The sequence below is a fragment of the Pseudoflavonifractor sp. MSJ-37 genome, from assembly GCF_018917965.1.
Classification (GTDB): domain Bacteria; phylum Bacillota; class Clostridia; order Oscillospirales; family Oscillospiraceae; genus Pseudoflavonifractor_A.
This window is the reverse complement of the sequence record NZ_JAHLPP010000001.1, coordinates 1102687-1128898: the sequence shown is the minus strand read 5'-3', so window position 1 is coordinate 1128898 and position 26212 is coordinate 1102687. Positions and strand designations below refer to the sequence as shown.

22 protein-coding genes and 2 tRNA genes are annotated in these 26212 nt (G+C 55.1%); 19 read left to right on the top strand and 5 right to left on the bottom strand.

Annotation, left to right across the window (positions count from 1 at the left end):
- The first annotated feature begins 98 nt into the window (after positions 1 to 98).
- Both KQI12_RS05340 and KQI12_RS05335 read left to right on the top strand, forming a co-directional pair.
- Complete coding sequence (locus KQI12_RS05340) at positions 99 to 2936, top strand: UvrD-helicase domain-containing protein (protein ID WP_216571132.1); 2838 nt, start codon at positions 99 to 101, stop codon at positions 2934 to 2936.
- Between the two features lie 16 nt (positions 2937 to 2952).
- Complete coding sequence (locus tag KQI12_RS05335; RefSeq protein ID WP_216571130.1) at positions 2953 to 3810, top strand: Bro-N domain-containing protein; 858 nt, start codon at positions 2953 to 2955, stop codon at positions 3808 to 3810.
- A gap of 89 nt (positions 3811 to 3899) precedes the next feature.
- On the opposite strand, the gene KQI12_RS05330 is transcribed toward KQI12_RS05335, so the two are convergent.
- Positions 3900 to 4856, bottom strand: a complete 957-nt coding sequence (locus tag KQI12_RS05330) for a DUF6076 domain-containing protein (RefSeq protein ID WP_216571128.1) — start codon at positions 4854 to 4856, stop codon at positions 3900 to 3902.
- Positions 4857 to 5362: 506 nt separating this feature from the next.
- On the opposite strand from KQI12_RS05330, the gene KQI12_RS05325 reads away from it, so the two are divergent.
- The 9 genes from KQI12_RS05325 (at position 5363) to KQI12_RS05285 (ending at position 13972) form a co-directional block, all read left to right on the top strand.
- Complete coding sequence (locus KQI12_RS05325) at positions 5363 to 5572, top strand: AlpA family transcriptional regulator (protein WP_050618000.1); 210 nt, start codon at positions 5363 to 5365, stop codon at positions 5570 to 5572.
- Positions 5569 to 5982, top strand: coding sequence for a helix-turn-helix domain-containing protein (locus KQI12_RS05320; RefSeq protein WP_216571126.1), 414 nt, complete (start codon positions 5569 to 5571; stop codon positions 5980 to 5982). The genes KQI12_RS05325 and KQI12_RS05320 overlap by 4 nt, the downstream gene beginning before the upstream one ends.
- A gap of 466 nt (positions 5983 to 6448) precedes the next feature.
- Positions 6449 to 6691 (top strand): hypothetical protein, encoded by a 243-nt coding sequence (locus KQI12_RS05315; protein WP_216571124.1) that lies wholly within the window; start codon positions 6449 to 6451, stop codon positions 6689 to 6691.
- A 91-nt stretch (positions 6692 to 6782) separates the two neighbouring features.
- Positions 6783 to 7196: a hypothetical protein gene (locus KQI12_RS05310; RefSeq protein WP_253290815.1), complete on the top strand. Its 414-nt coding sequence runs from the start codon at positions 6783 to 6785 to the stop codon at positions 7194 to 7196.
- Positions 7184 to 9151, top strand: a complete 1968-nt coding sequence (gene mobP3 / locus KQI12_RS05305; protein WP_216571122.1) for a MobP3 family relaxase — start codon at positions 7184 to 7186, stop codon at positions 9149 to 9151. Before KQI12_RS05310 ends, mobP3 begins: the two co-directional genes overlap by 13 nt.
- A gap of 117 nt (positions 9152 to 9268) precedes the next feature.
- The gene (locus tag KQI12_RS05300) at positions 9269 to 9571 is read left to right on the top strand and encodes a hypothetical protein (protein WP_216571120.1); all 303 of its coding nucleotides are present in this window, start codon (positions 9269 to 9271) and stop codon (positions 9569 to 9571) included.
- Positions 9572 to 10774, top strand: a complete 1203-nt coding sequence (locus tag KQI12_RS05295; RefSeq protein ID WP_216571118.1) for a site-specific integrase — start codon at positions 9572 to 9574, stop codon at positions 10772 to 10774.
- Positions 10738 to 12315, top strand: a complete 1578-nt coding sequence (locus KQI12_RS05290) for a site-specific integrase (RefSeq protein WP_216571116.1) — start codon at positions 10738 to 10740, stop codon at positions 12313 to 12315. The genes KQI12_RS05295 and KQI12_RS05290 overlap by 37 nt, the downstream gene beginning before the upstream one ends.
- A gap of 475 nt (positions 12316 to 12790) precedes the next feature.
- Complete coding sequence (locus KQI12_RS05285) at positions 12791 to 13972, top strand: DEAD/DEAH box helicase family protein (RefSeq protein WP_216571114.1); 1182 nt, start codon at positions 12791 to 12793, stop codon at positions 13970 to 13972.
- Positions 13973 to 14156: 184 nt separating this feature from the next.
- Here the strand turns inward: KQI12_RS05285 and KQI12_RS05280 are convergent.
- Positions 14157 to 14232, bottom strand: a tRNA-Pro gene (locus tag KQI12_RS05280).
- A 286-nt stretch (positions 14233 to 14518) separates the two neighbouring features.
- Between KQI12_RS05280 and trmB the strand changes: the two genes are divergently transcribed.
- Together trmB and KQI12_RS05270 are read left to right on the top strand one after the other, a co-directional pair.
- The gene (trmB, locus tag KQI12_RS05275; protein WP_253290814.1) at positions 14519 to 15238 is read left to right on the top strand and encodes a tRNA (guanosine(46)-N7)-methyltransferase TrmB; all 720 of its coding nucleotides are present in this window, start codon (positions 14519 to 14521) and stop codon (positions 15236 to 15238) included.
- Between the two features lie 204 nt (positions 15239 to 15442).
- Positions 15443 to 17053 (top strand): Na/Pi cotransporter family protein, encoded by a 1611-nt coding sequence (locus KQI12_RS05270; protein WP_216571110.1) that lies wholly within the window; start codon positions 15443 to 15445, stop codon positions 17051 to 17053.
- 78 nt (positions 17054 to 17131) lie between these two features.
- Here KQI12_RS05270 and KQI12_RS05265 read toward each other — a convergent pair whose 3' ends face one another.
- Positions 17132 to 17584, bottom strand: a complete 453-nt coding sequence (locus tag KQI12_RS05265) for an SWIM zinc finger domain-containing protein (protein ID WP_216571108.1) — start codon at positions 17582 to 17584, stop codon at positions 17132 to 17134.
- Between the two features lie 151 nt (positions 17585 to 17735).
- On the opposite strand from KQI12_RS05265, the gene KQI12_RS05260 reads away from it, so the two are divergent.
- The 6 genes from KQI12_RS05260 to KQI12_RS05235 all read left to right on the top strand — a co-directional run bounded on the left by KQI12_RS05260 (position 17736) and on the right by KQI12_RS05235 (position 23112).
- A tRNA-Pro gene (locus KQI12_RS05260) sits at positions 17736 to 17811 on the top strand.
- Positions 17812 to 17958: 147 nt separating this feature from the next.
- Entirely contained in the window at positions 17959 to 18549 is a 591-nt protein-coding gene (locus tag KQI12_RS05255; RefSeq protein ID WP_216571106.1) for a hypothetical protein, read from the top strand.
- A gap of 486 nt (positions 18550 to 19035) precedes the next feature.
- The gene (locus KQI12_RS05250; protein ID WP_216571104.1) at positions 19036 to 19479 is read left to right on the top strand and encodes a hypothetical protein; all 444 of its coding nucleotides are present in this window, start codon (positions 19036 to 19038) and stop codon (positions 19477 to 19479) included.
- A 504-nt stretch (positions 19480 to 19983) separates the two neighbouring features.
- Positions 19984 to 21363 carry an MATE family efflux transporter gene (locus KQI12_RS05245; protein ID WP_216571102.1) on the top strand — a complete coding sequence of 460 codons (1380 nt, stop codon included), beginning with the start codon at positions 19984 to 19986 and terminating at the stop codon, positions 21361 to 21363.
- Positions 21364 to 21694: 331 nt separating this feature from the next.
- Positions 21695 to 22033: a flavodoxin family protein gene (locus KQI12_RS05240; protein ID WP_216571100.1), complete on the top strand. Its 339-nt coding sequence runs from the start codon at positions 21695 to 21697 to the stop codon at positions 22031 to 22033.
- 29 nt (positions 22034 to 22062) lie between these two features.
- Positions 22063 to 23112, top strand: coding sequence for a type IV pilus twitching motility protein PilT (locus tag KQI12_RS05235; protein ID WP_216571098.1), 1050 nt, complete (start codon positions 22063 to 22065; stop codon positions 23110 to 23112).
- Positions 23113 to 23399: 287 nt separating this feature from the next.
- Here KQI12_RS05235 and KQI12_RS05230 read toward each other — a convergent pair whose 3' ends face one another.
- Positions 23400 to 25877, bottom strand: a complete 2478-nt coding sequence (locus tag KQI12_RS05230) for an excinuclease ABC subunit UvrA (protein WP_216571096.1) — start codon at positions 25875 to 25877, stop codon at positions 23400 to 23402.
- Between the two features lie 157 nt (positions 25878 to 26034).
- Positions 26035 to 26193: a hypothetical protein gene (locus KQI12_RS05225; RefSeq protein ID WP_216571094.1), complete on the bottom strand. Its 159-nt coding sequence runs from the start codon at positions 26191 to 26193 to the stop codon at positions 26035 to 26037.
- Positions 26194 to 26212 lie beyond the last annotated feature (19 nt).

Sequence of the window (26212 nt, the reverse complement as noted above, 5' to 3'; positions counted from 1 at the left end):
TTACCCTAAAGCGCAGCGCATCGGCGGTACGAGGAAGACTGAAAAAGCTTGGATTTGACGCATAGTTTACTTTGCGATGCCACAAGGAGGACACAGATATGGCCTTAATTCGTTGCCCGGAGTGTGGAAATTCAATTTCCGACAGAGCTGAAAAATGCCCTCACTGCGGGCTGCCAGCATCATACTTTTCCTCTTTGAGTAAGAATACTCCGCACATGAAAGAGGCGGGACTGGATTACAAAAATCTGCAAAACGTCCTGATTTCTTTCGAACGAGACCACGCCCAGTTGTTTTCAGCAGAACACTATATTTCGCACAGAGATGCGCAGAGGTTGCGGGATACATATGGAAAATACAACGAGAGCCTAACCAATAAGCTTATTTTTCAATATGTCTGCAATAACGCTGCGGCGATACGAGTTGATATCGACTCACTGCGCCGTTTCTTGCGCCAGATGCAATCTTTGGATGGAGATATTACGGCGCATAATACCACATATGTGGACCGCACGCTGGAGCGGGATAAAGACTATTTTGACAATATCCTAAAACAGATTGACCCTAATATCCAGTTGGATGAAGAGCAGCGCCGTGCAGTAATTACCGATGATGACTACTGCCTGTTGGTAGCTGGCGCAGGTGCGGGAAAAACCACAACGATGGCTGCAAAGGTCAAGTATCTGGTTGAGAAAAAGAATATAGATCCGGGAGAGATCATTGTGATCTCCTATACGAACAAGGCGATTGGAGAACTGCGTGATCGTATCAATAAGGGACTTGGCATTCCGGCAAAGATCTGTACCTTCCATGCTTTTGCGTATGATATTGTAAAGCAGTTTTCGGCAGAACCGCCTGAGATCAATTTTTCTTCCCAGCAGATTATTTTTGATATGCTGGAAAAGACAATTTTTCACAACAAGCAGCTTATGCGTAACCTGGTTTTGTTCTTGGGATATTATTTTGATCTGTCCGAGGATGTCTTCAAATTTACGGATCTGAATCAATACCACCTTTACAAAGCGGCGCAGGACTTTGAAACACTGAAAAGTGGGCTGGGCGAGTACATTAAAAAAGTCGAACAGCAGCGCACGAAAAAGACTCGGACCATAACGGGAGAATATCTGCGTTCCATGCAGGAAGTACAAATTGCAAATTTCCTGTATCTGAACGGACTGGATTATGAGTATGAAAGAGTGTATCCCTTTGGATCGCCTTCTCGTAACAAAAAATACACACCTGATTTCTATATTTCACAGGGGGAGCACAGCGTTTGGCTGGAGCACTATGCACTCAGCGAGAGCGGCTACAACAGCCTGTTTACTCCGCAGCAGCGGCAGCGTTATCTTCGCGCCATTAGTGATAAGCGCCGTATTCATAAGACCAATAAAACTACATTGCTGGAAACATGGTCCTTCTATACGGATCGACGTCCTCTCCTGGACCATCTGAAAGAAGTTCTTGAAAAAGAAGGCTTTATCTTAAAGCCTCGTAATTTGAAGGAAGTTTATAAGAAAATTGTAGCAACCGGAAAAGATAAGTATATTTATAAGCTGATCATCTTTATGATGAAGTTTATTGAGCAATACAAAACAACCGGTTATGACGATGGCGGCTTCGCTATTTTGCGAGAAAGAACAGACAATCCGAGAACGCTTCTGTTTCTGGATATTGCCGAGCAGGTGTATTACCACTATCAATCCGTGCTGAAACAACGCAATCAGATAGACTTTGCAGACATGATAAATGATGCACACTTCTATTTGCAGGAGATTGAGCGGCAGAATGTCACGCTCCCTTACAAGTACATCATCATTGATGAGTTCCAAGACATTGCTCGTCAGAGATTCAATCTAACGAAAAGGCTATCTCAAATTACACAGGCGAAGGTTGTTGCGGTCGGTGATGACTGGCAGTCGATATATGCTTTTTCTGGCTCTGATATAACGCTATTTACTCGTTTCCTGGAGCTTATGGGGGCTGGAACGGAGTTGAAGATTACTCATACCTACCGTAATTCTCAGGAACTTATCGATATTGCTGGAGGCTTTGTACAAAGAAATACTTCGCAAATCCGAAAGCAGTTGATTTCTCCAAAGCATCTTGAGAACCCGATTGTTCTTGAAGTTTTCGATGATAGTATCAAACCAATGGAGCGACTTGCAGATACCATCGAGCATGTCATTGGCGAGATTATATCTGAGTATGGCGAGCAGAGTTCGATTTTGCTGATCGGACGATACAATTATGATATGTACAAGCTATACCGAACAAATCGGTTCAGCGAATTGCCGGGCGGTGCGATTAGAAGCGAGAAGTATCCAAATGCAAAGATAACATTTATGACGGCGCATAGCTCTAAGGGACTTGGGTATGACAACGTAATTCTGATCAATATGTTCGAAGGAAAATTCGGGTTCCCGTGCCAGATAGAAGATGATCCTATTATTAAGCTCGTTACATATGAGGACAATAGCATGCCCTTTGCAGAAGAGCGGCGATTGTTTTATGTGGCGATGACACGGACAAAAAACAGGGTATATATCGCGGCACCTAAAACGAAACCATCCAGATTTCTTGTAGAACTCATTAAGGATTTCAATATTCCACATGATGATGAGCTCAATATGCAAGTAGTGGACCTGTTTAACTTGCGCTGCCCCGTATGCGGTTTTCCTCTAAAGTACGAGTTTAATAAAAACTATGGCCTGAATCTCTGGATATGTACAAACGAGGCAGAACTTTGCGACTTCATGACCAATGACAGGACGCATATGCATGACATTTTGAAATGTCCTAAATGTACAGATGGTTATTTAATCGTCAAAAAGAATCCGAAGAATGGTGACATATTCTATGGTTGCACCAACTATCTTAACGAAGAAAAGAAGTGCACCTATATGGTGCCGTTAGAGAGCGGACATATGAAGGATGATTAATAAGGAGAATGCATATATGGAGCCAAACGATAAAATCCAGCTTTTTGAAAACCAACGTATCCGCACGGCGTGGGATGAAGAAAAGGAAGAATGGTACTTCTCCATTGTCGATGTGGTTGGTGTACTGACGGACAGCGTTGATCCCACGGCGTATTGGCGCAAACTCAAACAACGGTTGAAGGCCGAGGGCAATGAAACCGTGACAAATTGTCACGGTTTGAAAATGACGGCTCATGATGGTAAAAAACGCCTGACCGATGTGGCCGATACCGAGCAACTTCTCCGCATCATCCAGTCCATTCCTTCCCCTAAAGCAGAACCGTTCAAACTCTGGCTGGCACAGGTCGGCCGGGAGCGTATTGAGGAAACCATCGATCCGGAGTTGACCATCGAGCGGGCGTTGGAAACCTATCTCAAAAAGGGCTATACCCGCGAGTGGATCAACCAGCGGCTGCAAGCCATCCAAGTTCGCAAAGAATTGACCGATGAATGGGATGCCCGCGGCGTGCAGAAGGGCGTGGAATACGCCATCCTCACCGATGAGATCTCACGCGCGTGGTCGGGAATGTCTACCCGCCAGTACAAAAACCTAAAAGGTTTGAAAAAGGAAAACCTTCGTGATAACATGACCACGCTGGAGCTGGTGCTGAATATGCTGGCGGAGGCCACCACCACGGAAATTTCCAAGCAGAAGGCACCGGCAACCTTTTCGGAGAACATCGACGTGGCCCGTGCTGGTGGCAAGGTGGCTGGCGACACACGGAAGGCCATTGAGACGCAGACCGGCGTTCCTGTCATCACTTCCAAGAACGCCGCACAGCTCAGCGAAGTGGTTACAAATCTGCTGGAAGATGCGGGGAATAAAGAAAAATAGCATTCAGATCCCACATGGGGCGGGGTAAAATCTGCCTCGCTATAGACAAAGAACACCGTGTGCTGACCGCAAGGTCAGCACACGGTTTTTCATTTGGATTCTTTCAGCCAGGCTTCCAGTTCCTTCTGGGAGATCAGGCCCTGCTCACATTTATCCTTCTCCGCTCTGGCCCGCTCACTCCAATCGTAAAACTGCTGGTCGGTGATCCGTCCGGCCTTGATCCACGCAAAGCGCTTTTTGTACTCTCGGCGGTAGACCTTGAATACCTCATCGTCCCGCTTGCTGCGCGTCCATGTATTGATGGCCCCGACCTCCCGACAGGTGCGCCCGCGCTCGTCGGCCACGCGACCGCAGTACTCCGTCGCGCCATGCCGCATCACCGCAAAGTACCTGCCGCAGTTTTTGCAGCGACGCATCTTAATTTCCTGCTTCACACAGGCGCGGAGCTGGAAGTCGAGGATATCGTAGATGTTATTTGGCGTCAGAACCTCGGTAAACACTTCACCGATCAACTCAAACCCAATCGACTGCGGATAGAATCGAAATGCCGTCTCGCCGCTGCGCTGATAATAGTCGACCATTCGCTTCGAGGTCGGCTCGTCGCTGTTGTCCGCATCCAGCACATTTTCAAACAGCTCCACAATCTGTCCCTGCATCCGTCGCAAGGTGTCCGGTAACGCATAGAGATATTTGCGTGGCAGCATATCCTCCGTGTACTGTTCGAAGATCACCGCCCGTGACAGCCGATACCTCCAGTCCAGCGCAAACTGCTGAAAATAGATGTGCCGCAGTTCGAGCTCATCCAACAGTGCGTTTACTTCCTCGGCATACTGTTTCTCCCGTGTTGTCGTAAGCTGCCAGAGTACCTCGTTGAGCTGCCGGATCGCCGGCTCGATCTCGTCGATGTTCATGTCAACGAGTGACAGCAAGCTCTCGGGAAACGACACGGTCTTCGATGTCTGCACCATGCCCTTTCCGTAGTCCGCGCCATAGCTATAATGCTCCGCACCATCCGCAATGTAGGTTTCGAATTGAAAAGAGATCATTTTCACTCTCCTGTTTTAGACTTATTTACAATCCGTTCATTTATCGGTCTTGACAGATTTTTTCATTTCTGTTAGTCTAAGTACATAGACCGAATATTCTTTATTTCAAAAATAAGTCTAACCTGTATGGGCGATAAAGTCAAGAGAAAAATTCGGTCGTCTCTGCACCTCGACAACTGAATACCCATCACCGGAGATGATACATGCCGGAGAAGTAACGCCAGGACGCCGCGGTAAAGCGGTCGAGCGTGCCAGGGCAGTTGAAAACGCCGTGCAGGTCAAACAAGGCCGCAGGGCAGGAACGGGTACGGTGCGTGGCACGAAACCATCATGGAAGGGGGAAGAAACATCAATCGTTCCTACAAAAAGGAAAACCGCTGAACTGTTGCAGCAGTCCAGCGGCGCGCCGCGTTTCGGAAAACGCAGACTCCATCTGCAAACAGTCTAACAGAGGGACCTCCGAAACGCAAGTAATTTTTCTCTGAATTCTATTGGAGGTAACGATTTTGAAAATATCAACCTATCACAGCTACGATGAATTGCCGCTGTTCCTCAACGCGGAATTGGTGGCAAAGGTACTGGGCGTGTCTATCTCCAGCGCCTACGAGCTGATGCACGAAGAAGTATTTCCGTCTGTGCGCATCGGCAGTCGGTTCGTGGTGCCCAAGGATAAATTCCAACAGTGGGTAGAGCGGCAGACTGGAGGTGCCAGATGAGAACTTGGACAAAGCGCGATCCGGTCAAGAACTATTTTCCTCTGCCCAATGAGATCTATCAGCTGGGTCTGTCTCACGGCGCGATCGCTGTCTATGGTTACCTGCTCCGCATCGAAGACCGCAGAACCTACCAGTGCTATCCCAGCTATGCCACCATCGGCAAGGCGGTGGGCATGAGCAACAACACCGTGCGGAAGTATGTGCAGGAGTTGGAGGAACGCGGGCTCATCCGCACAGAGCGCACCAGCATCATCACGAGGGACGGGCGCAAGCAAAACGGAAGTCTGCTCTACACGATCCTGCCGATCCAGTTTTCCATCGACCAGTTTTATCAGCGGCAGATGGATGCTGTGGACAGGGCAAAGGAACGGCAGCGAGTGGCAAGACGCATGGAACAGACCAACGTGTGAAACCGGCGAGTATCTTTCTCTGCATGCTGTTATCGTGGCCAGACAAAACCGTGAAGCCCATCAATGCGGTGAGAGAAACAGCAACGGGATCACGCAGCCCAGCGGGGCCGCGACGCCTCGTAACAGCGACGCGCATGAGCGCATCGCTGTTACGCAGGCTCTCTGCGTTCTCCGGGAGCGCCCTGACCAAGGCCTAAAAGCGGCAAAGTTTGCCGCTCTGACACCCGGCCACGCAGGGTTTCCGAACCGCGCAAAACACTCCGAGGGTAGTAATAGCACCCCCATCCGAAACGCCCCGTGTTTCGCCGTGTGAGCCGGTGTGTGCGCGGTTAGGGGCTGGGGTGGCGTGTGTACCCGCCGCAACCCATTGAAACGAACGTTGCGGCGTTTGTGCCGGAGGTGTTGAAGCCGCACTTTTACCGTGTGCTGTTTCTTGTCGGAAGCGAGGTGGAGATGCCTGCAAGCAATGGTCAACAAAGAAAACAGGGCTCCCGCCGAAGCCCAGCGAAGCGGGTTCGGTGGGAAGAGGAGACGCAGCGGAATGAGTGAGTTTTCGCCGCTTTCGGCGGAAATGAGGGATATGGAGCTTGCGCCGACGAAAAGCAGGATAAAGGACTGGCGTCGGAACCGACGCTCCGCCCAATCACTTCTGCCCGCAGTGCGGGCAGTTGACGGGGGTTTCAACGCAGTCGGTTGTGGCGTCTTTTGAGAGAACTTTTGGAGCGGCTGGCGTCTTTGTTCCCGCAAGCGCAGGTGTTTCAACGAAAATGAGAGTGCCTTACGGCAGATTGGAGGGAATTATGAGCAAAAATGAAAACAGGCTGAACTTCCGTATGACGGATGAAACAGCCACCAAAATAGAGCGGTGGTATCAGGAAGATAACTGCCGCAGCAAAAACGAGTTCATCGAAAAGGCGGTGAACTGCTACGCGGATATGCTGGCCGCAGGCGAAAGCACCACGCTGCCCCGTGCGGTGCAATCCGCCATCGACGCACGTCTGAAACTCTTCGAGGATCGCATCGCGTCGCTGCTCTACAAGCAGGCGGTGGAGATGGACATGGCGATGTCCATCCTCCTGCAAAGCCTCAACGTGAGCGAGGAAGTGCTGCGGCAGGAGCGGGCCAAGAGCATCGCCGCCGTCAAGCGCACCAACGGTCAGCTGCGGTTGGAACAGAAGCTCCGTGAGTTGGAGAGCGAATCATGGCAAGGCTGATCGTCAAGAGTCCGTATATCAAGTGCGGCACTGGGCAAAGTGCTGGCGGGTATCTCAAGTACATCGCCACGCGGGAGCGGGTGGAGATCATCCCGGATGACCGTCCGCCCACCCAAAAGCAGACGCAGCTCATTGCAAAGCTGGTGAAGGATTTCCTTGACGCCAAAGAGCTGATGGAGTACGAGGACTACCTCTCACACCCGACAAAAGCAAATGCGTCCGCGCTCATCACGCTGACGCTGGAATCGAATTGGGATCGGGTACAGGGCATGGAAGGCTACGCCAAGTACATCGCCCTGCGGCCCAGGGCGGAGCGGCTGGGGGAACACGGTCTCTTTGGTGATAACGACGCCGTTGACCTCGCCGCTGTCGCGGATGAACTGGATCACTACAACGGCAACGTGTGGACACACATCATCTCCCTCCACCGGGAGGACGCGGAGCGACTTGGCTACAACCATGCGGACGCATGGCGCACATTGCTGCGTACCCACCGCAATGACATCGCCGCAGCAATGAAAATCCCACCGGAGGACTTTCGCTGGTACGCCGCCTTCCATGACGAGGGAAACCATCCCCATGTCCACATGATGGCGTGGTCGGTGAAATCCAATCAGGCGTACCTGTCCAAAGACGGTATCCGCCAAATCAAATCCACGCTGACCAACCAGATCTTCCGTCAGGAACTGCTGCACGTCTACGAACAGAAAAGCAAATCGCGAGACGAGTTGGTGTCAGAAGCACGGAAAGCCATGCTGGAATTGGCGAAGGCCATGCGGGAGATGACCTGCATCCACCCAGAGGCGGAGCAAATGATCTGGAATCTGTCGCGGCAGCTCGGTCAAGTCGGCGGCAAGAAAACCTACGGCTATCTGCCAAAGCCCATGAAAAAGCTGGTGGATGAGATCGTCGACCAAATGGCGCGGCTGCCCACCGTGGATGCGTGCTACCAAACGTGGTGGGAGCTGCAATGCCAGGTGGAGGATTACTACTCCGAGGGGAAGAAACGTCTGCGTCCACCGCTGTCTCAGCAGAAGGAATTTCGCCAGATCAAGAACGCGGTCATTCGTGAGGCGGAGCATATCCGCATGAACAGATTTTCCTTTGAGGATGAGGAAATGCAGGATGACGGCGAACAGATCAGCACCTACGCCATGAGTTATGAATGTCAGAATCTGCAAGGCGTGGCGAACGATGAGAGTTACCCTCTGGAGGAACGGGACGAAGTGGCAGAGCAGTTGGAGCAGCTTGCGGAGGACGGTGACGCCTACGCGCAGTACATCATCGGCACAGCGTACCGCGACGGCGGACTGCTGATACCAGACACAGCCAAAGCACAGAAGTTCTTAGAACGCGCGGCCGAGCAGGACTTGGACGCGGCACAGTACGCCATCGGCAAGTTGTACCTTTCCGATGAAGCCGACGTGCACGATCCTGCCAAGGGAATCTATTGGCTGAAACGCTCGGCTGACAGCGGCAACGATTTCGCCGCCTACCGGCTGGGCAAGGAATATCTCAGCGGCAAAAATACGATAAAAGATGCCGAAACAGCAGTGTCATATTTGCGGCAGGCCGCGGATAACGGCAGCGCCTACGCCCAGTATCTGTTGGGAAAGCTGACCCTCATGGGCGAGGGCGTTCCAAAGGACATGGACGCTGCCTATGAATGGTTCGCGGCGGCGCGGGATAACGGCCACACCTACGCGGAATTTTTCATGAAACGCATGGAGCGTGGCGAACAGGAGCCGCCCTCCGTCCTGTTGTCCGCCACCCGGCTGCTCTACCACATGGGCAATATTTTCCGGGACAACGCCCCGGCTCCCGCTGCCAACGGTGTCCAAATCGACCGCAAGCGGCTGGCGCTGCTGCGGCAAAAGCGCGTCGCCCTCGGCCACAAGCCGGACGATCATGAGTTGGAACAGCAACAGGGATTTTCAATTAAATTCCATATGTAAAGCGGGTCGAGGTGTTCAGTTTTTGCGCCGCAATAGTCAAAGAAACATTTCAGAAAACAGTAGCTTTGTGCGCCGGGTTGTGGTATGTGTTGTGGTTGCCAAAAAGGAGGTGCTGCAATGTATGACTACATGAAAGCCCTGCAAAAGCGTTTCGACCGTCAGCCGCATCCAGAACTGTACGCCCAGGTCGAATACGCCCAAGAGGAACTGCGGCGGGACATGGACGCCGCGGGGCGCAGAAAGCTGCTCCGGATGATTGACACGCAAAACTCACTGCTGGCGGAATCCACGCTGATGAGCTTCACGGCGGGCTTCAAGCTGGCGTGGGGCATGGCGAGAGAGCTGGAGGCAGATGGGCTCTATTCCTTCGAGCGGGAGGAAGAAGAACACATCTGCCATCCGGCGGAACAGGAGGACTGAATGGCAAAACGAAGACCGTCCGGTGACGGTATGGTGCGCAAGCGGGAGGACGGCCGCTGGGAAGGCCGTATCGTGGTGGGCCACAAGAAAAACGGTACGCCCATCTTCCAGCACGCTTATGCTCATACACAAAAGGAGCTGACGGAAAAGCTCCATCAAAATATCGAACGCTATCAGGATGTGGAGCTGACCGAGGACAGCCGGATGACTTTGGGCGAGTGGCTGGACCGTTGGCTGACGGACTATAAGGAGAACACCGTCCGCCCCGGCACCCTTGCGGGGTATCGAAGCTGCATCGAAAACTACATCAAGCCGCAGCTCGGCGGCAAACAGGTGTCGCTGGTGACATCGCAGGATGTGCAGAAGCTCTATCGCAGACTGAAAGGGAATGGCCGGGTCAGGGAGCATCCGAGGTTTGGTTCCGCTCTGTCGGACACCACCATCAACCGCCTCCACGCCATCTTCCACCAGGCAATGGAGGATGCCCTCCACGCGCATATCATCGCCAAGAACCCTACCGTGGGCGCGACGGTGCCGAAGGCAAGCCATGCGCCGAAACGTGTCCTAACCGACAAAGAGTTAGACACCTTTCTGGACGCCGTGCGGGAAGACAAGATATGGGGTGACTTCTTCTATGTGGAGCTGACCACGGGCCTACGGCGGGGCGAGATCTGCGGGCTCATGTGGCAGGACTTTGACGCGCGGAACGGTGTCCTGCAAGTGCGCCGCACCCTTCATAACCGAAAGCTGGGTGTCGATATGCTGGGCAAGACCAAGACCCGCAGCGGCGAACGTACCATCGTCCTGCCCCGCAGCACAGCGGAAATTCTGCGCCGCCGAAAAGAGAATGCAATCACGCAATGGATCTTCCCAGACCCTGTCCGACCGGAGCTGCCGCTGTCTCCGAACTGCGCCTACACGCACATGAAAGCGATCTTACACAAGGCGGGATTGCCGGACATTCGCTTTCACAATCTGCGCCACACCTTCGCCACCCACGCCATCGCCAGCGGCGTGGATGCCAAAACCCTGTCGGGGATTCTGGGACATACCAACGCCAGCTTCACGCTGGACACCTACACCCACGTCACACCAGATATGCAAAAAGCTGCCAGCGGCATCGTTGGCGGCTTCATGGAAGACTTGCTCGGAAAGGGGCTGAGACCTTGGCAAAGAAACGGAAAAGCGGAACCGGCACCGTAAGACAGCGCAGTGACGGCCGGTGGGAGGGCCGCGTTGTCATCGGTTACGATGACAGCGGCCTTCCCGAAACGAAGAATGTTCTCGCCAAAACAAAGCGGGAATGTCAGGAGAAACTGCGGCAGCTCACCGAAAGCATGGTGGGGCGAAATGACCGAAAAGTTAAGTCGGATATGCTGTTCGGGGACTGGCTGTGCTACTGGTACGAAAACCACAGCAAGCCGACGCTCCTTGCCTCCACACAGAACAACTACGAAAACGTCATCCACAACCATGTCCTGCCGGAGATTGGGAAGATCCCGCTGAACAAATTGTCGCAGAATGATTTGCAGCAGTTCTACGGGCGGCTGAAAAAGAATGGCCGCAAGCGTCTGACGGAGCAATACGGCGCGGGCCTTTCCGACCGCATGGTGCGGATGTGCCACGCGGTCTGCCGCTCCGCCTTGGAACGGGCCGTGCGGGATGACCTGCTCCGTACAAACCCCGCCATCGGCTGCAAGCTGCCGCCGAAAAAGTCAAAGGAAATGCAGGTGCTTGACCGGGAGGAATTGCAGAAATTTCTCATTCAGGCGCAGGCGGACGGGTACTACGAACTGTTCCTGCTGGATCTCTGCACCGGTCTGCGGCGTGGCGAACTGATAGCGCTTCAATGGGACGACCTGAACTTTGAAACCGGTGTGCTGACCGTCAATAAGCAGGCGTACACGGTAAACGGCGAATTGCAGATCATCCCGCCCAAAACCAAGGCGTCCATGCGAAAACTGGTGCTGCCGCCTGCGGTGCTGGCCGTGCTGCGGGAGTACAAAAAGACGGTGGACTCCCGCTGGATGTTTCCGTCCCCGGTGAAGGCGGATCGACCGATCACGCCCGGCGTGGCACGCAAGCGGCTTCAGACGATACTGGAGCGGGCAGACTGCAAGCGTGTCAGATTTCATGATCTGCGCCACACCTTCGCGACACTGGCGCTGGAGAACGGCATGGACGTGAAAACCCTCTCCGCCATGCTGGGCCATGTGTCCGCGGTGACAACGCTGGACATCTACACCCACATCACCGGCGATATGCAGCGGGCAGCCGCCGCCAGCATCGACCGAAGCATCGGCAAGGCAGAACCGCAGGAAGAAGCGGAGCCGGAGCGGAAAGGCATCGTGGACTTCCAGCCCTATGTGGGGAAGAAAAGAAAGCCCGGTACCGGCTGCGTCACGGAGATTAATGACCACCTGTTTGAGGGACGCTATTCTCCTATATGGCCGGACGGGACACAGCATTCCTGCAACATCTACGCCCATACCCGTGAGGAGTGCGAGGAAAAGCTCAAGACGCTGATCGTGGAGATGAACGAGGAACGCAAAAATCTCAAGGAGCAGCTTGCGGGCATCGCCTCACCGGAAAAGCTGACAAAGAAGCAGCGCAAGCTGTGGGACTATATGCGCCTCCACCCGGAGGTCACGGAGTTCTCGACCATCGCTAAACGAACCGGCCTGGCAAGAAATACCGTGAAGAAGCACTATGGGATGGTGGCGGCGATGCTGGGGAGAGCGTAAACGATAAAGGTAAATATTGCCCTGTGCGCAATGATTGAGTACAGGGTAAAACCATTATTTAATAAGATGTAGCTCTATTTTCAGACAGAAAGATTTTTTTCAGTTTATCTTCTATGACGGATTTTAGTCCAGACTGTATAGCTACATTTACATAAATGAGCATTTCCGAGTATTTCAGTGCATCCTTCCAATAGTCAATACCGTATAAATAAACTTCATCTGGAGTAAAATCAATAATGGAAACTCCAGTTATGTTCTACCAAAAGATTCGATGTTAATGATCCGCTCAGAAAACGAACCGTTTGTATTGCTCGTTACCCTCAAATCATTTTCGAATCCAAAGGGCATACAATTGCATGTCATGAAAAGGAATGCTAAAATGGAATCGAACCTTAAAAACTAACGGCTATAACCATTTTGCTTGTGGGGGACAACAATGTCGAAGCTAACAGATATCAAGAGTCGAATCAATCAAATGGATGGAGGCGCATTCCAAAATCTTTGCGATGCCTATCTAAGTTATAAAGGATATAAAAATGCTTATTCGTTGGGTATGTATACAGGTACAGATAAAACAGCCAAGGGAAATCCTGATACTTATTTTTTGACCGCAGAAAATAAGTATGTCTTTGTGATGTATACGACACAAAAAACGAATTTTTTAAATAAAGTAATTGAAGATATTGATAAATGCTTTGATTCAAAAAAGACGGGTGTTTCTAAAGAAGACATTGCAGAGCTTATATATTGCCATACATATGGCCGCTTAGGGCCTGGTGATGATCAATATCTTAGAGAATACTGCGAAAAGCGTGGTGTCGTACTGACATTAATTGGTCTGGATCAATTGGGAAATGATATCTTCCGTGAGTGCCCAATTTTAGCCAGGGATTTTTTGGGGATTAGCATCGACTCAGGCCAAATCCTGTCATTAGAAATGTTTGTGGCGAAGCATGATGCAAACAAGATGTCCGCTCCGTTGGGAACAGAATTCCTTCTTCGAGAAAAGGAATTGGAAAAAGCTAAGGCTGCTCTGCGCGATAACGATGTCTTGCTGATTGCTGGGCCTGCCGGTGTCGGAAAGACCAGATTTGCGCTGGAATTATGTCGGCAATTAGCAGAGAAAAATGGTTACACTGTGTTTGTCATAAAAAACAACAACTTGCAGCTGTATGAAGATCTGGTATCTGCAATTGAAGAGGGAAAAAATTATCTGGTTCTTGTTGATGATGCAAATGAGCTTTCTGGATTGCACCATGAAGCATCTCGTTGGGAGATTGTTGTAAAGCAAGATCTTTGGATGCAACACATCATTGAAAAATATGGCCATGATGAGGACCGGATGTGCCTACTGTTTACTGCGATAGAAGAATTATCTTGTGAGCGGCGGAGAAAAGCAGTGGAGAAGTTCTTAGCTCTCAATGCCGATCCGGATGTTTTTGAGCGACTATCCTTAGAACCGTCCCATTGGGGCGGAATCGGCAGTATGATTCCGGATATGCAGGAACGCATTGAGTACTTGCGTTCTCTTCTTCCCCTTGTATCTGGCATAAAGTATTTGAAACAGAAGCAACGCATTGAGCGGGAGATAGGCTGCTGGAAGGAGAGAATCCATTCCGAAGAAGTCCGTGAGTTGCTTGAATCCTGGTATTGCTAATTTTTCAATCTATTGTGAAATACAGTCTTATCAGACTTTGGCATATAAGATTCCCGCGCATTTTGAGGCACTTTATAGACACAGGAGATATGGAATCCTGATTTTAACCTCTGTTTTGATGCAATCTAGACAAGAGACAGCAAAACCTGCGTATAACTATGTTACACGCAGGTTTTGTCTATAATGGTCCGAGATGGGAGACTCGAACTCCCGACATCTTGCTCCCAAAGCAAGCGCGCTACCAACTGCGCTAATCCCGGATTTTTGGGTATTCAGTTTTGCTCCAGATGTGGTCAAACATGTGGTCAGGCGGTTTTTTTGACCACCTCGACTTGCGGGGAAAGTGACTTTATCGTAGGCGTATCAAGGGATTGCGGACATAGCATTTTCCGGCTTGAAGGGGGAGCGACCCGCTCCCAAAGCAGGTGTGCTACCAACTGCGCTACACCCAGCTACAGACTGACTTATACTATAAACGATTCCACAAAAGATTGCAAGGGGAAATTCCATATGTTATGATGGAGCGCGAGGTGAATGATTTTGAGAATGCGGAAAAAACCCAATCTGGGTACCCGGATGGAGCGCTGTGCTTCTGTCCTGATCGAGCGCCCTGAGGAACAGCGGGGCCATTGGCGCGACCTTATGCCGGAGGCAAAGGAGCTCCGCCTGGAAGTGGGCTGCGGCAAGGGACGGTTCACGGTAGAGACGGCGGCTCAGCACCCGGACTGTATGTTCGTGGCCATCGAGCGGGTCCCGGACGCCATGGTCATCGCCATGGAGCGGGCCGAGCAGATGGGCCTGCGCAACGTTTGGTTCGTGGACTGTGACGCCGCCCGCCTGCGGGAGTACTTCGCCCCTGGCGAGGTGGACATGATCTACCTGAATTTCAGCGATCCATGGCCCTCCAACCGCCACAGCAAGCGCCGCCTGACCCATACGGATTTTCTGATGCGCTACCGTCAGGTCCTGCGGGACCAGGGCCAGATCCATTTCAAGACCGATAATAAGGATCTGTTCGAGTGGTCCCTGTTCCAGTTCCCCAAGGCGGGCTTCGCCCTGTCCGAGGTGACCCGGGACCTCCACGCCAATGGTATCTGCGGCGTGATGACCGACTATGAGGAGAAGTTCCACCAGATGGGGATCCCCATCGATCGATGCGTAGGCACGATGGGGCCCCTTCCGGCGGAGATGGACCGCTGGATCGATCCGCTGGACAAGCCGCACGGCGGGGAAGGGGAGACGGAGCCTCAAGACGAGGCCGACTGACCGCTTTCCGGAGACGGCCTGCCATATGGACGGAACGGGCAGAGAAGGACAGTCCTGCGATCGAATGTAAAGAACATGTAAAATCACGTAAAAAGACAGAGAATATCCTTGAAGATCCGGGATCCTTTTGTCATAATAAAGTGCGGAATGTAAAAGTAGAGTACGAGCGCGGCGGGTGCCGCGGACAAAAGGAGAAAAACGAATATGCAGTTGGCAGATATTTTCAGCCTCTTTGGCGGACTGGCCCTGTTCCTGTACGGGATGCATATCATGAGTACCGGACTGGAGGCCGCCGCCGGTGACCGGCTCAAATCCATCCTGGAGATGTTGACCTCCAAGCGGATCCTGGGCGTGCTGGTGGGTGCGGGCATCACCGCCATCATCCAGAGCTCTTCCGCCACCACGGTCATGGTAGTGGGATTCGTCAATTCCGGTCTCATGACCCTCCAGCAGGCAGTGGGCGTCATCATGGGCGCCAACGTGGGCACGACGATGACCAGCCTGCTCATCGCTCTGGATGTGAGCCTGATCGCACCCCTGCTGGCCTTCGTGGGCGTGGTGATGATCACCATGGTCAAGCGGCAGAACGTCAACTGTGTGGGCCAGATCGTGGCAGGCCTGGGCATCCTCTTTTTGGGCATGGAGATGATGAGCTCCTCTATGATGCCGCTCCGGGACTACCAGCCCTTCATCGACCTGCTGACCAGCTTCTCAAACCCCCTGCTCGGTATCCTGGCCGGCTTGGTATTCACCGCTGTGATCCAGAGCTCCTCTGCCAGCATCGGCATCCTCCAGGCGCTGGCCCTGAGCGGAGTCATCGGCCTGGACAATGCGGTCTATGTCCTGTTCGGACAGAACATCGGCACCTGCGTCACCGCCGTGCTGGCCAGCCTGAATGGCAACCGCGCCGCCAAGCGGACCACGCTCATCCACCTGATGTTCAACGTGATGGGCGCGGCACTCTTCACGGTGATCTGTATGGCGACGCCCTTCGTCAGCGCGGTCCAGAGTTGGATCCCCAGCAACGTGCCGGGGCAGATCGCGGCCACTCACATGATCTTCAACGTGGTGACCACGGTGGTACTGTTCCCCTTTGGCGACTGGATGGCCAAGGCGGCCTGCCGGATCCTGCCGGATCAGGAGGCGGGGGAGAGCGAACGCTATGTGATCGACCACGGCATCGGCTCCACCGCGATCGCCCTCTCTACCGTGCAGAAGCGGGAGAGCGCCATGTTCGCGCTGGCCCGGGAGAATGTGGCCCTGGCCTTCGACGCCCTCCTAGAGCGGGATGAGAGCAAGCTGGAGAAGGTGACCGAGCAGGAGGACCAGATCGACCTGTACAACGCGGAGATCACCCGGATCATCGGACACACCTCGTCCCACGAGATGCCGGAGGCCGACTCCGAGCGGTTCGACCGGATGCTGATCGTCTGTGGGAACATCGAGCGGATCGGCGACCATGCCATGAACATGGCGGAGTATCTGGCGCCCCTGAAGAAGCGCCACATCCATATGGATGCGGATACCATGCAGGAGCTGTACAATCTGCGCACACTGGTGACCCATGCCTTCCTGGCGATCGACTTCGAGGACGAGGACGGGAAGAAGCGGAAGCGGGCTCTGGACACCGTGGCGATCCTGGAGGCGGACAGCGACGAGAAGAATCGTCAGTACCGCGCCGCCCAGATCCGCCGAATGCGGGAGGGGCATGTGGACCCGGAGTTGAGCATCCTGTACAGCGAGATCCTCACCGACATCGAGCGGATGCTGGACCATATGCTCAATATCGTAGAGGCCCTCTGCCCGGAGGCGTGAGGACAGGAGCGGCGGGCCAAGAACGAGACATCCCCTGGCGCAAAGCTATGTCAGCGTCAGGGGATATATGTTTGTGGTTCACTCTACATAGTCCCGAAGGAAGCGGTCCCAGAGCCAGTCAGGACCGATCTCCAGGACCTCCAGCAGACGATCCTGTGCGTCCTTCTTTTTGAGGCGGCGGACATACTGGATCAGCTTGTCTGCACGGTCGGCCTGCGCCTCCTCCCATTCCTGTTCTTCCCGCAGGACATCTGCATAGAATCGGGCGGCCTCTTCCGGGAACACGGTGAAGAACACCGCGACCATATGCTTGCAGATGACCTTCCTGCCTGCGGCATGGGGGCAGGTACAGGAGGACTGCCGGAGATGGGCCAGATCGATCGTGACTGCATATGGTCTGCTCTGATGCCCGGCGACCAAAGCGCGGAAGCGGGAACTTCCCAGATCCTCCAGGGCCGATACACGACCCTCTTTGAAATATTCGTATCCACGCCAGCGGGATGCCGCGCTGGCGGAAGTCAAAAGGCTCATCGTCTCCTCCTTATGATAACAGCTGGACGGCTCTTGATAAGATCATACCGATATCCGGGCGAAAAAGCAAGTCAAACGTGAGGAGGCGGCGGCTGCCGAAAAAATGCTTGACAAATATGGCTTCCTTGTCTATAATTAGGAATCGGTCCATCCGGGTGTAGCGCAGTTGGTAGCGCGCATGGTTCGGGTCCATGAGGCCGTGGGTTCAAATCCCGCCACTCGGACCAAAAAAGTCCTGAAACCGTAAGGTTTCGGGACTTTTTATTTTATATTTTTCTTCAAAAACCGCCAGTTTTCTAACAAATAGGATGACAAAATTCATACTTTGCTATATAATATCTTCATCTTCGTAAAGTTGCAAAGGAGTGTAAAGTATGTCAGTTTCTGTTGGGCAACGGGTCCAATCGATGATAGACCACATGTCAAAAGGCGAGATTGAATTGGCACTTTCTGATATTTGTATCGCAATAGATATAACATCTCAAAAGTATTACAACGAACCAAATTCTTCTGCCTCTTGTTACAAACGTTTTCTTAAAGAAAACATATGGATGATTGTTGTAACCGGAATGGGATCACTAATCACAGAAGCTGTTAAGCTTCCCTTTACGCATAAGGATATTAAATCTGATTACGAAGGGTATTGCACTTTGGAGCAGATTATTTATCATGTTATGCGTTGCGGTTTAATACACGGAACTGGTGAAGAAAGTAAAATTATTTGGAACACTAATGTTCCACTTGCTATCGATAAAGATCAAAATCTAAACATTTCTCCAAGCTTTATTTGGGGATTAGCCTTATGCGTTATTACATGCCCAGTTAATCTCAATGAACGGGTTGGGGACTATTGCTGGATATCTATGGCCACATTTAAGTATTTGATTAATGATCTGTGGGGAAAACGGGATAGCGTAAAAAATATGATCAAAAGTCAGTATGATGTAACAATCAAGGAATGCTAGGAAAAATAAAAGGACGAAACCTGCTATCAACCTGTAGTGCATAATCTAAATGCAGAATGAATACCTCTTGCCGACTACCAGCAAACCGTTGATATATCTGTGTTTTTTGAGATCCTATAATTACACTCCGACCAGCTCGCCGTAAGCTCCGTATCGCTTGTGACGAGTTTTTTGCTTTCAAAAAAACTCATCGTGCGCTCGCTCCGCTGCTCCTCGCTTCCAAATCGAACCCGCTTACGCTGGGCTTCGATTTGGTGGGACGTGATTGGCGGGCAATGCATCTTTTCTGTCAACACAAGGCAAGTGATGATGATCCGAACTACATTATCCAAGCCGGTAATGTGTTCGGATCTATCATTTCTGTCGACAATATGCTTTGAAGAAAAAGTGCGGGAGAAATTCTCCCGCACTTGTCATTTTCTTTGCTTTGTGCTATATTTTGATCACCTAAACTGCTCCGATGATTTCGGCTTGTGGAGGTGCGATATGAAAATATACAACGTCAAATATTTTATATGGGGTATTATTTTCCTTGCTCCTCTGCCTTTGTTTGTGTTTGGTAGCATAAAAGCCGATTGGTGGCAATGGCTGCTTTCTATTGGCATTTCTATAAAGTATTTATCCGTTAGCCTTTCAAAATCGGAAAACGAACGGCAAGAAAGAATAGAAAAGAACTACCAAGGGGTATCACAGAAACTTTTCGGGAAATATGTGATGATCAAAACAAACTTACCTTGGGTCATTACAGGCAGTTTCTTCGTTATAACTCTATTTATAAGATTTGTATTTGATGTTATCATTCCTATTTGGATCGCCGTTTGCTTCGTGATCGTGCTCACGATCTCCGTTTTTTATAGCATAGGCATTGAGCGCAAAATTACAGGATATATTGATAAGGAATCGAATTCAAACAACCAAACCAAGATTTGAGCAAATACAAGGCGGGAGCATCGGTCAAGATGTTCCCGCCTCTGTCATACATTGTCGGTTCTGGTCTTATCAAGCGGTTCCGCCACCTCGTCACAGGCGAAAATGCAGCGGGGCACGCAACGACCAAGTTTCTGGTCGTATTCGTCCAGATCCGCGCAGTCCATGGAGCGAAAAGCGGCCTTGCGCTGTAACAGCTTGTCCGATGTCGTAAGCGAGTCATTGCTTTGCTGGTGAGCCTGTCCTACCTGATCTGACACGTTCCGTCCACTCCGGCCATCCGCACCAGGGTGGGCGGTCTTGTGCAAGATCCTGACTCCAATCGGCGGAAAATGCCCTGCTTTTCGTACACACCGCCGAGATGGATCTGTGGTAAGATAAAAACAACAAAACGACATGGCTGTAGCTGTCTGTGAAGGCCGAAGCTTTTTTCGGACAGCATCTACTGGTAGGTACAGCTCCATGCCGTTTTCTTTTTTTACCATTTTTATGCTTGGAGGTATGGGTATGAACGAAACTGCGAACCAGGAGCTGGGGCAGGCTCCGGTCGGGAAACTGATGCTGCGCTTTGCCATCCCCTGCATCCTTTCCCTGCTGGTCTCCGCGCTGTACAACATCGTGGATCAGATCTTCATCGGCCGGGGCGTAGGCTATCTGGGCAATGGCGCCACGAACGTGGTGTATCCCATCACGGTGATCGCGCTGGCCTTCGCCCTGATGATCGGCGACGGCTGTGCGGCATTCCTGTCGATCTGTCAGGGACAGGGCGACACGGAGAAGGCCCACCGGAGCGTAGGGAACGCGGTGCTGGCGGCGGTAGCCGCCGGACTGCTCCTGACGCTGATCTTCGGCGTGGGACGAGATAGTGTGCTGACGGCCTTCGGCGCCACGGACGCCAACCGGTCCTATGCGCTGGAGTATTTCGCCTATCTCCTGCCCGGCATCCCCTTCTATGTGTTCGGCAATGCCATGAACTCGGTGATCCGGGCGGATGGTTCTCCGGCCTTTGCCATGGGCTCTACGCTGATCGGATGCGTCATGAACGTGATCCTGGACCCGATCGCGATCTTTGGGCTGGGGCTGGGCATGATGGGCGCGGCTCTGGCGACCATCAGCGGACAGATCGTCACCGCACTGCTGGCAGTGTGGTATCTGGCCCGAAAGAGCAAGTCTTTCCACCTGAGCGGGAAGAGCTTCCGGCCGGACGTCAGGCTCCTGGGCCGCTTCCTGCCGCTGGGCATCAGCAGCTTCATCACCCAGGTGGCGATCGTGGTCATCATGGCGGCCATGAACAATGTGCTGGTGCGCTATGGGGCCCGGTCCGTCTACGGCGCGGATATCCCTCTGACGGTGGTGGGCATCGTCATGAAGGTGTTCCAGATCGTGATCGCGCTGGTGGTGGGCATCGCCGCGGGGAGCCAGCCTCTGGTGGGCTTCAATTTCGGCGCCGGACGGATCGACCGGGTGAAGGCGATCCTCAGGACCATGATGTGGGCCGAGGTCGTGGTGGGCCTCATCGCCCTCCTGTGCTTCCAGGTGTTCCCGGTCCAGATCACGGCCCTCTTCGGCTCTGGCGACGCCCTCTATGAGGAGTTCGCGATGCTGTCCTTCCGGATCTTCCTGTGTACGATCCCCCTGTGCTGTGTCCAGAAGGCGGGGAGCATCTTCCTCCAGGCGCTGGGCCGGCCGGCGGAGTCCATGTGCCTGTCCCTCCTGCGGGAGATCGTGCTGAGCGTGCCGCTGGCGGTCCTCCTGCCCCGTTATCTGGGCGTGACCGGCGCCCTGTGGTCCGCGCCCATCGCGGACGTGGTGTCCTGCGCGGTGACGGTGCTGATCCTGATCCGCGTCATGAGGACGGTGAGCCGGACCCGGAAAGAAGATGCGTGAGTGCGAAGCGATGGAAAAGAGCGGCTTTGGGGGAACGCCTCCGGGGCCGCCATGAGGGTTCGATGGAGAGCCAGGACATCAGCTTGGGGAGCTCCTCCGGCAGGAGATAGGTCTGGCAGTACTGAGTCATGAGCGCCGTAGGGGAGGGGGCCATATGTCCCATCCCAAAGACAGTGCCGTAAGATATCGCTCCTTTTGGACGGGAAATGCCGATTTCCGGTTGACGGCGGCGGGGGAGTGGGGTATGATCGAAGGACAGGTCCCCTCCGACTGGCTGCGGCTGAGTCCATAGCGCCCAGAGGAGAAGGATCGCACCGGAGGAACGAGAACGATGAAGAGCGTCGTACGGAGCGGAAGCCCCCGGAAAGGCGGCAGCACAGCGCTCATGGCAGAGGCCTTCGCCAAGGGCGCGGAGGGGAAGGGACACGAGGTCCAGATCCAGGATGTGGCCCATATGGACATCAGAGGCTGTATGGGACGCCGCTGGTGTTACAGTCATGGCGGCCGGTGTATCCAGAGGGACGATATGGAGCGGGTGCTCAAGGCCATGACCGCCTATCTGAAGTGGGAGGACATGGGCATCGTTCTGGCCTCCGATATGACAGAGAAGGGCAGCATGGCCCAGTCTCCGGCACTGGCAGAGGCAGAGGCCCTGGACGGGCGGTCCTGAGCCGGACCACGTTGGAAAGGAACGAAACTATGGAGATACAGGAACTCATCGAGACCGCATCGGCCCGGCACGCCTCGGACGTCCATCTGACCGTCGGCCTCCCGCCGATCCTGCGGATCGACGGCAAGCTCACCGAGTGGGGGGATGCACCCCTGACCGAAGAGGATGTCGGCGGGATCGCCCGTCAGCTGGCCACCGAGCGTCAGATGGCGGAGCTGGAACAGGTGGGCGAAACGGATCTCGCCGTCACCATCGGCGGAGATGCCCGGATGCGGTGCAACATCTACCATCAGCAGGGGCACACGGCCTTGGCGCTCCGCCTCCTGCCGGGGACGATCCCCACGGCCCAGCAACTCCGTCTGCCTCAGATCATCATCCGGCAGGCGGAGAAGCCCCGGGGACTGGTGATCGTCACCGGGCCCACCGGCTCCGGCAAGAGCTCCACTTTGGCGGCCATGATGGACCACATCAACCGGACCTCCCGGCGGCACATCATCACGCTGGAGGACCCCATCGAGTATGTCCATCCCCGGATCCACTCGGTGATCGACCAGCGGGAGATCGGCCGGGACACCAAGAGCTTCGCCGCCGGCCTCCGGGCCGCCCTGCGGCAGGACCCGGATGTGATCTTGGTGGGCGAGATGCGGGATCTGGAGACGATCGCCACGGCCATCACCGCCGCGGAGACCGGCCATCTGGTGTTCGGCACCCTGCACACCAAGGGCGCGGCCAGCACCGTGGACCGTATGATCGATGTGTTCCCGGCGGGCCAGCAGGAGCAGATTCGGATCCAGCTGGCCGATGTGCTGGAGTGCGTCATCTGCCAGACCCTCCTGCCCCGAAAGGGCGGAGGCCGGGTGGCGGCGTTCGAGATCATGACGGGGGACTCCGCTGTGCGGAGCCTCATCCGGCAGAACAAGTCCTTCCAGCTGGTCAGCACGATCCAGACCGGCCGGAGCAAGGGCATGATGCTCCTGGACGACGCTCTGGCGGAGCTGGTCCGCTCCGGTGAAGTGGATCTGATGGACGCTATGGAGAAGGCCAGCGACCCGGAGGCCCTCCACCGGGCCTGCTTCTGACCGGAGCCGGAACAAGAAACACGCGCGTATGCAGAGGGGCCTCGGTCTCCTCCGCATACGCGCGTATATTTTTATGGGATCACCGCCGGAACATCCAGCCGTACCGCGCCCGGCGGCGGAAGCGGCGGCCGCCGGGGCGGGGGTCGGCCAGCTTCCACAGGAGGCTGATGACGGTCTGTTCCTCAGAGGGCTCCAGCGGGGTCCCGCCATAGACGGCCTTCTCCAGCAGGGTGGACGTCCGGCGGAAGTCCCCCGGCTGGATGTCCGGGATCTGCTCCGGGAGAAGCTTAGAGATACCGCCCAGTCAGGCTCTCCGGGGTCCGGCGGATCTGGTCCGGCGTCCCCGCCGCCACGATGCGGCCGCCTTCCTCTCCGCCGCCGGGGCCCATGTCGATCAGGTAGTCGGCACTGCGGATCACGTCCAGATCGTGTTCGATCACCAGCACGGTGGCCCCGTTGTCGATGAGGGTCTGGAACACCCCCAGCAGGGTCCGCACGTCCAGCGGGTGCAGGCCGATGGTGGGCTCGTCGAACACGAAGAGGGAGTCGGACTGGCTCCGGCCCATCTCACTGGCCAGCTTGAGCCGCTGGGCCTCGCCGCCGGAGAGGCTGGGCGTCTCCTCGCCCAGCGTCAGGTAGCCAAGCCCCAGATCCTTCAGCACCTGGAGCCGCTGGCGGATCAGCTTCCAGTCGGCGCAGACCTCCAGCGCGGAGGAGACGTCCATGTCCATCAGCTCCGGCAGAGTGCAGGCCCGGCCGCTCTTGGTGCGGCAGACGATCCGGCCCGTGTCCTTTCCGTACCGGGAGCCCCGGCACTGGGGACAGGGGATGTCCACGTCGGGCAGGAACTGCACGTCCAGACTGATCTGCCCGGTGCCGTCGCAGACGGGACAGCGGAGCTTCCCAGTATTGTAGGAGAAGTCGCCGGCCTTATAGCCCAGGGCCTTGGCGTCGGGCGTGCGGGCAAAGATCTTCCGCAGCTCGTCGTGGACATTGGCGTAGGTGGCCACGGTAGAGCGGACGTTGATGCCGATCGGGGCGGCGTCGATCAGCTTCACCTGGCCGATCCCGGCGGGGTCCACGGCCCGGACGTGCTCCGGGAGCCTGCCGCCCTGGATGGCGGCGGTGAGGCCGGGGATCAGGCTCTCCAGCACCAGCGTGGTCTTGCCGGAGCCGGACACGCCGGTGATGACGGTGAGCCGTCCCTTGGGGATGTCAGCCTCCAGAGGCTTCACCGTATGGATCGGCCCGGTGGAGAGGTGGATCCGGCCCAGGGCGAAAAGGGCCTCCTCCGGGCAGACGGGCCGGGGGATACCGGCCGCGTTCCCCGCCAAGAACGGACCGATCTGAGAAGTTGGATCTGCTTCGACCGCCGGGATGGTGCCCTGCGCGATCACTCGTCCGCCTCCGGCCCCGGCCCCGGGGCCCATCTCGATGAGCCAGTCGGCCCTAGAGAGGATCTGGGTATCGTGGTCCACCAGGATTACCGAGTTGCCGTCCCGGATCAGGTCGTCTATCACTCCGGTGAGGCCCGCGATGTTGGCGGGGTGCAGGCCGATGGAGGGTTCGTCCAGTACGTAGAGAACGCCGGTGGTCCGGTCACGCACGGCCCGGGCCAGCTGCATCCGCTGGCGTTCACCGGTGGAGAGGGTGGCGGAAGCCCGGTCCAGCGTCAGATAGCCCAGCCCCAGCTCCATGAGGCGCTTGGCCACGGTCTGGAAGGAGGCGCGGATGCTCTCTGCCATGGGGCGCATCTCTTCCGGCAGGCTGGCAGGGACGCCGTCCACCCACCGGACCAGCGTGTGGAGCGTCATCCGGCAGGCCTCGTCCAGACCGATCCCCCGGAGCCGGGGGGCCCGGGCGGCCTCAGACAGCCGGGAGCCGCCGCAGTCCGGGCAGACGTCCTGACGGAGGAACTTCTCCACCCGCTTCATGCCCTTTTCATCCTTGACCTTGGCCAGCGCGTTCTCCACGGTGTAGACCGCGTTGTAGTAGGTGAAGTCCAGCTCACCCGCCTGCTGAGAGCTCTTGGCGTGATAGAAGATTCTCTTCTTCACAGCGGGGCCCTCGTAGACAATCTGCTTCTCCTGTTCGGTGAGGTCCCGGAAGGGCACGTCGGTGCGGACGCCCATGGCCCGGCACACATTGGTCATGAGGGACCACATGAGAGAGTTCCAGGGGGCCACCGCCCCCTCGTCGATGGTCAGGGACTCGTCGGGCACCAGCGTAGACCGGTCCACGGTCCGCACCAGACCAGTGCCGTCACAGGTCCGGCAGGCCCCCTGACTGTTGAAGGCCAGCTCCTCGGCAGAGGGGGCGAAGAAGGTCTCCCCGCACTCCGGACAGGTGAGCGCCTGCCCGGCGGCCACCGCCAGGGAAGGGGGGACATAGTGCCCGTTGGGACAGCGGTGGCTGGCCAGCCGGGAGAACATGAGCCGGAGGCTGTTCAGGCTCTCGGTCCCGGTGCCGAAGGTGCTGCGGATGCCGGGGACGCCGGGCCGCTGGTGGAGGGCCAGAGCGGCGGGGACATGGAGGACCTCGTCCACCTGGGCCTTGGCGGCCTGTCCCATCCGACGGCGGGTGTAGGTGGACAGAGACTCCAGATACCGCCGGGAGCCCTCCGCGTAGAGGACACCGAGGGCCAGCGAGGACTTGCCGGAGCCGGACACGCCGGCGATGCCAACGATCTTGCCCAGAGGGACATCCACATCGATGTTTTTCAGGTTGTGGACCCGCGCGCCGCGGATCTGTATCTTGTCGATCATATGCAATCCCATCCTGTCTGACATTCTCCCAAACAGCATAGCACGATCGGCGGAGATCGTCCAATGGAGGCACGATGGTCCGTGAGAAGAACAGGCGCAGACCTGTATGGCCTACGCCTGTTCCGGAGAAAGAGAGGATGAGGGGGGCTAGTCCCGCTCACAGGACCTTCTTGTTGGTCGTCAGGTCCTTCAGCGTGGTGTCCAGGAACACGTCGCCCACCACCAGACGGCCCTCGGGGGTCACGTCCTTGAAGGCCGGCGGGCACCACGTTGGGCTGCCCGCCGGCGCAGGTAGAGAGATCCCACATCTGCTCACTCAGAAGCTTTTTCACGTT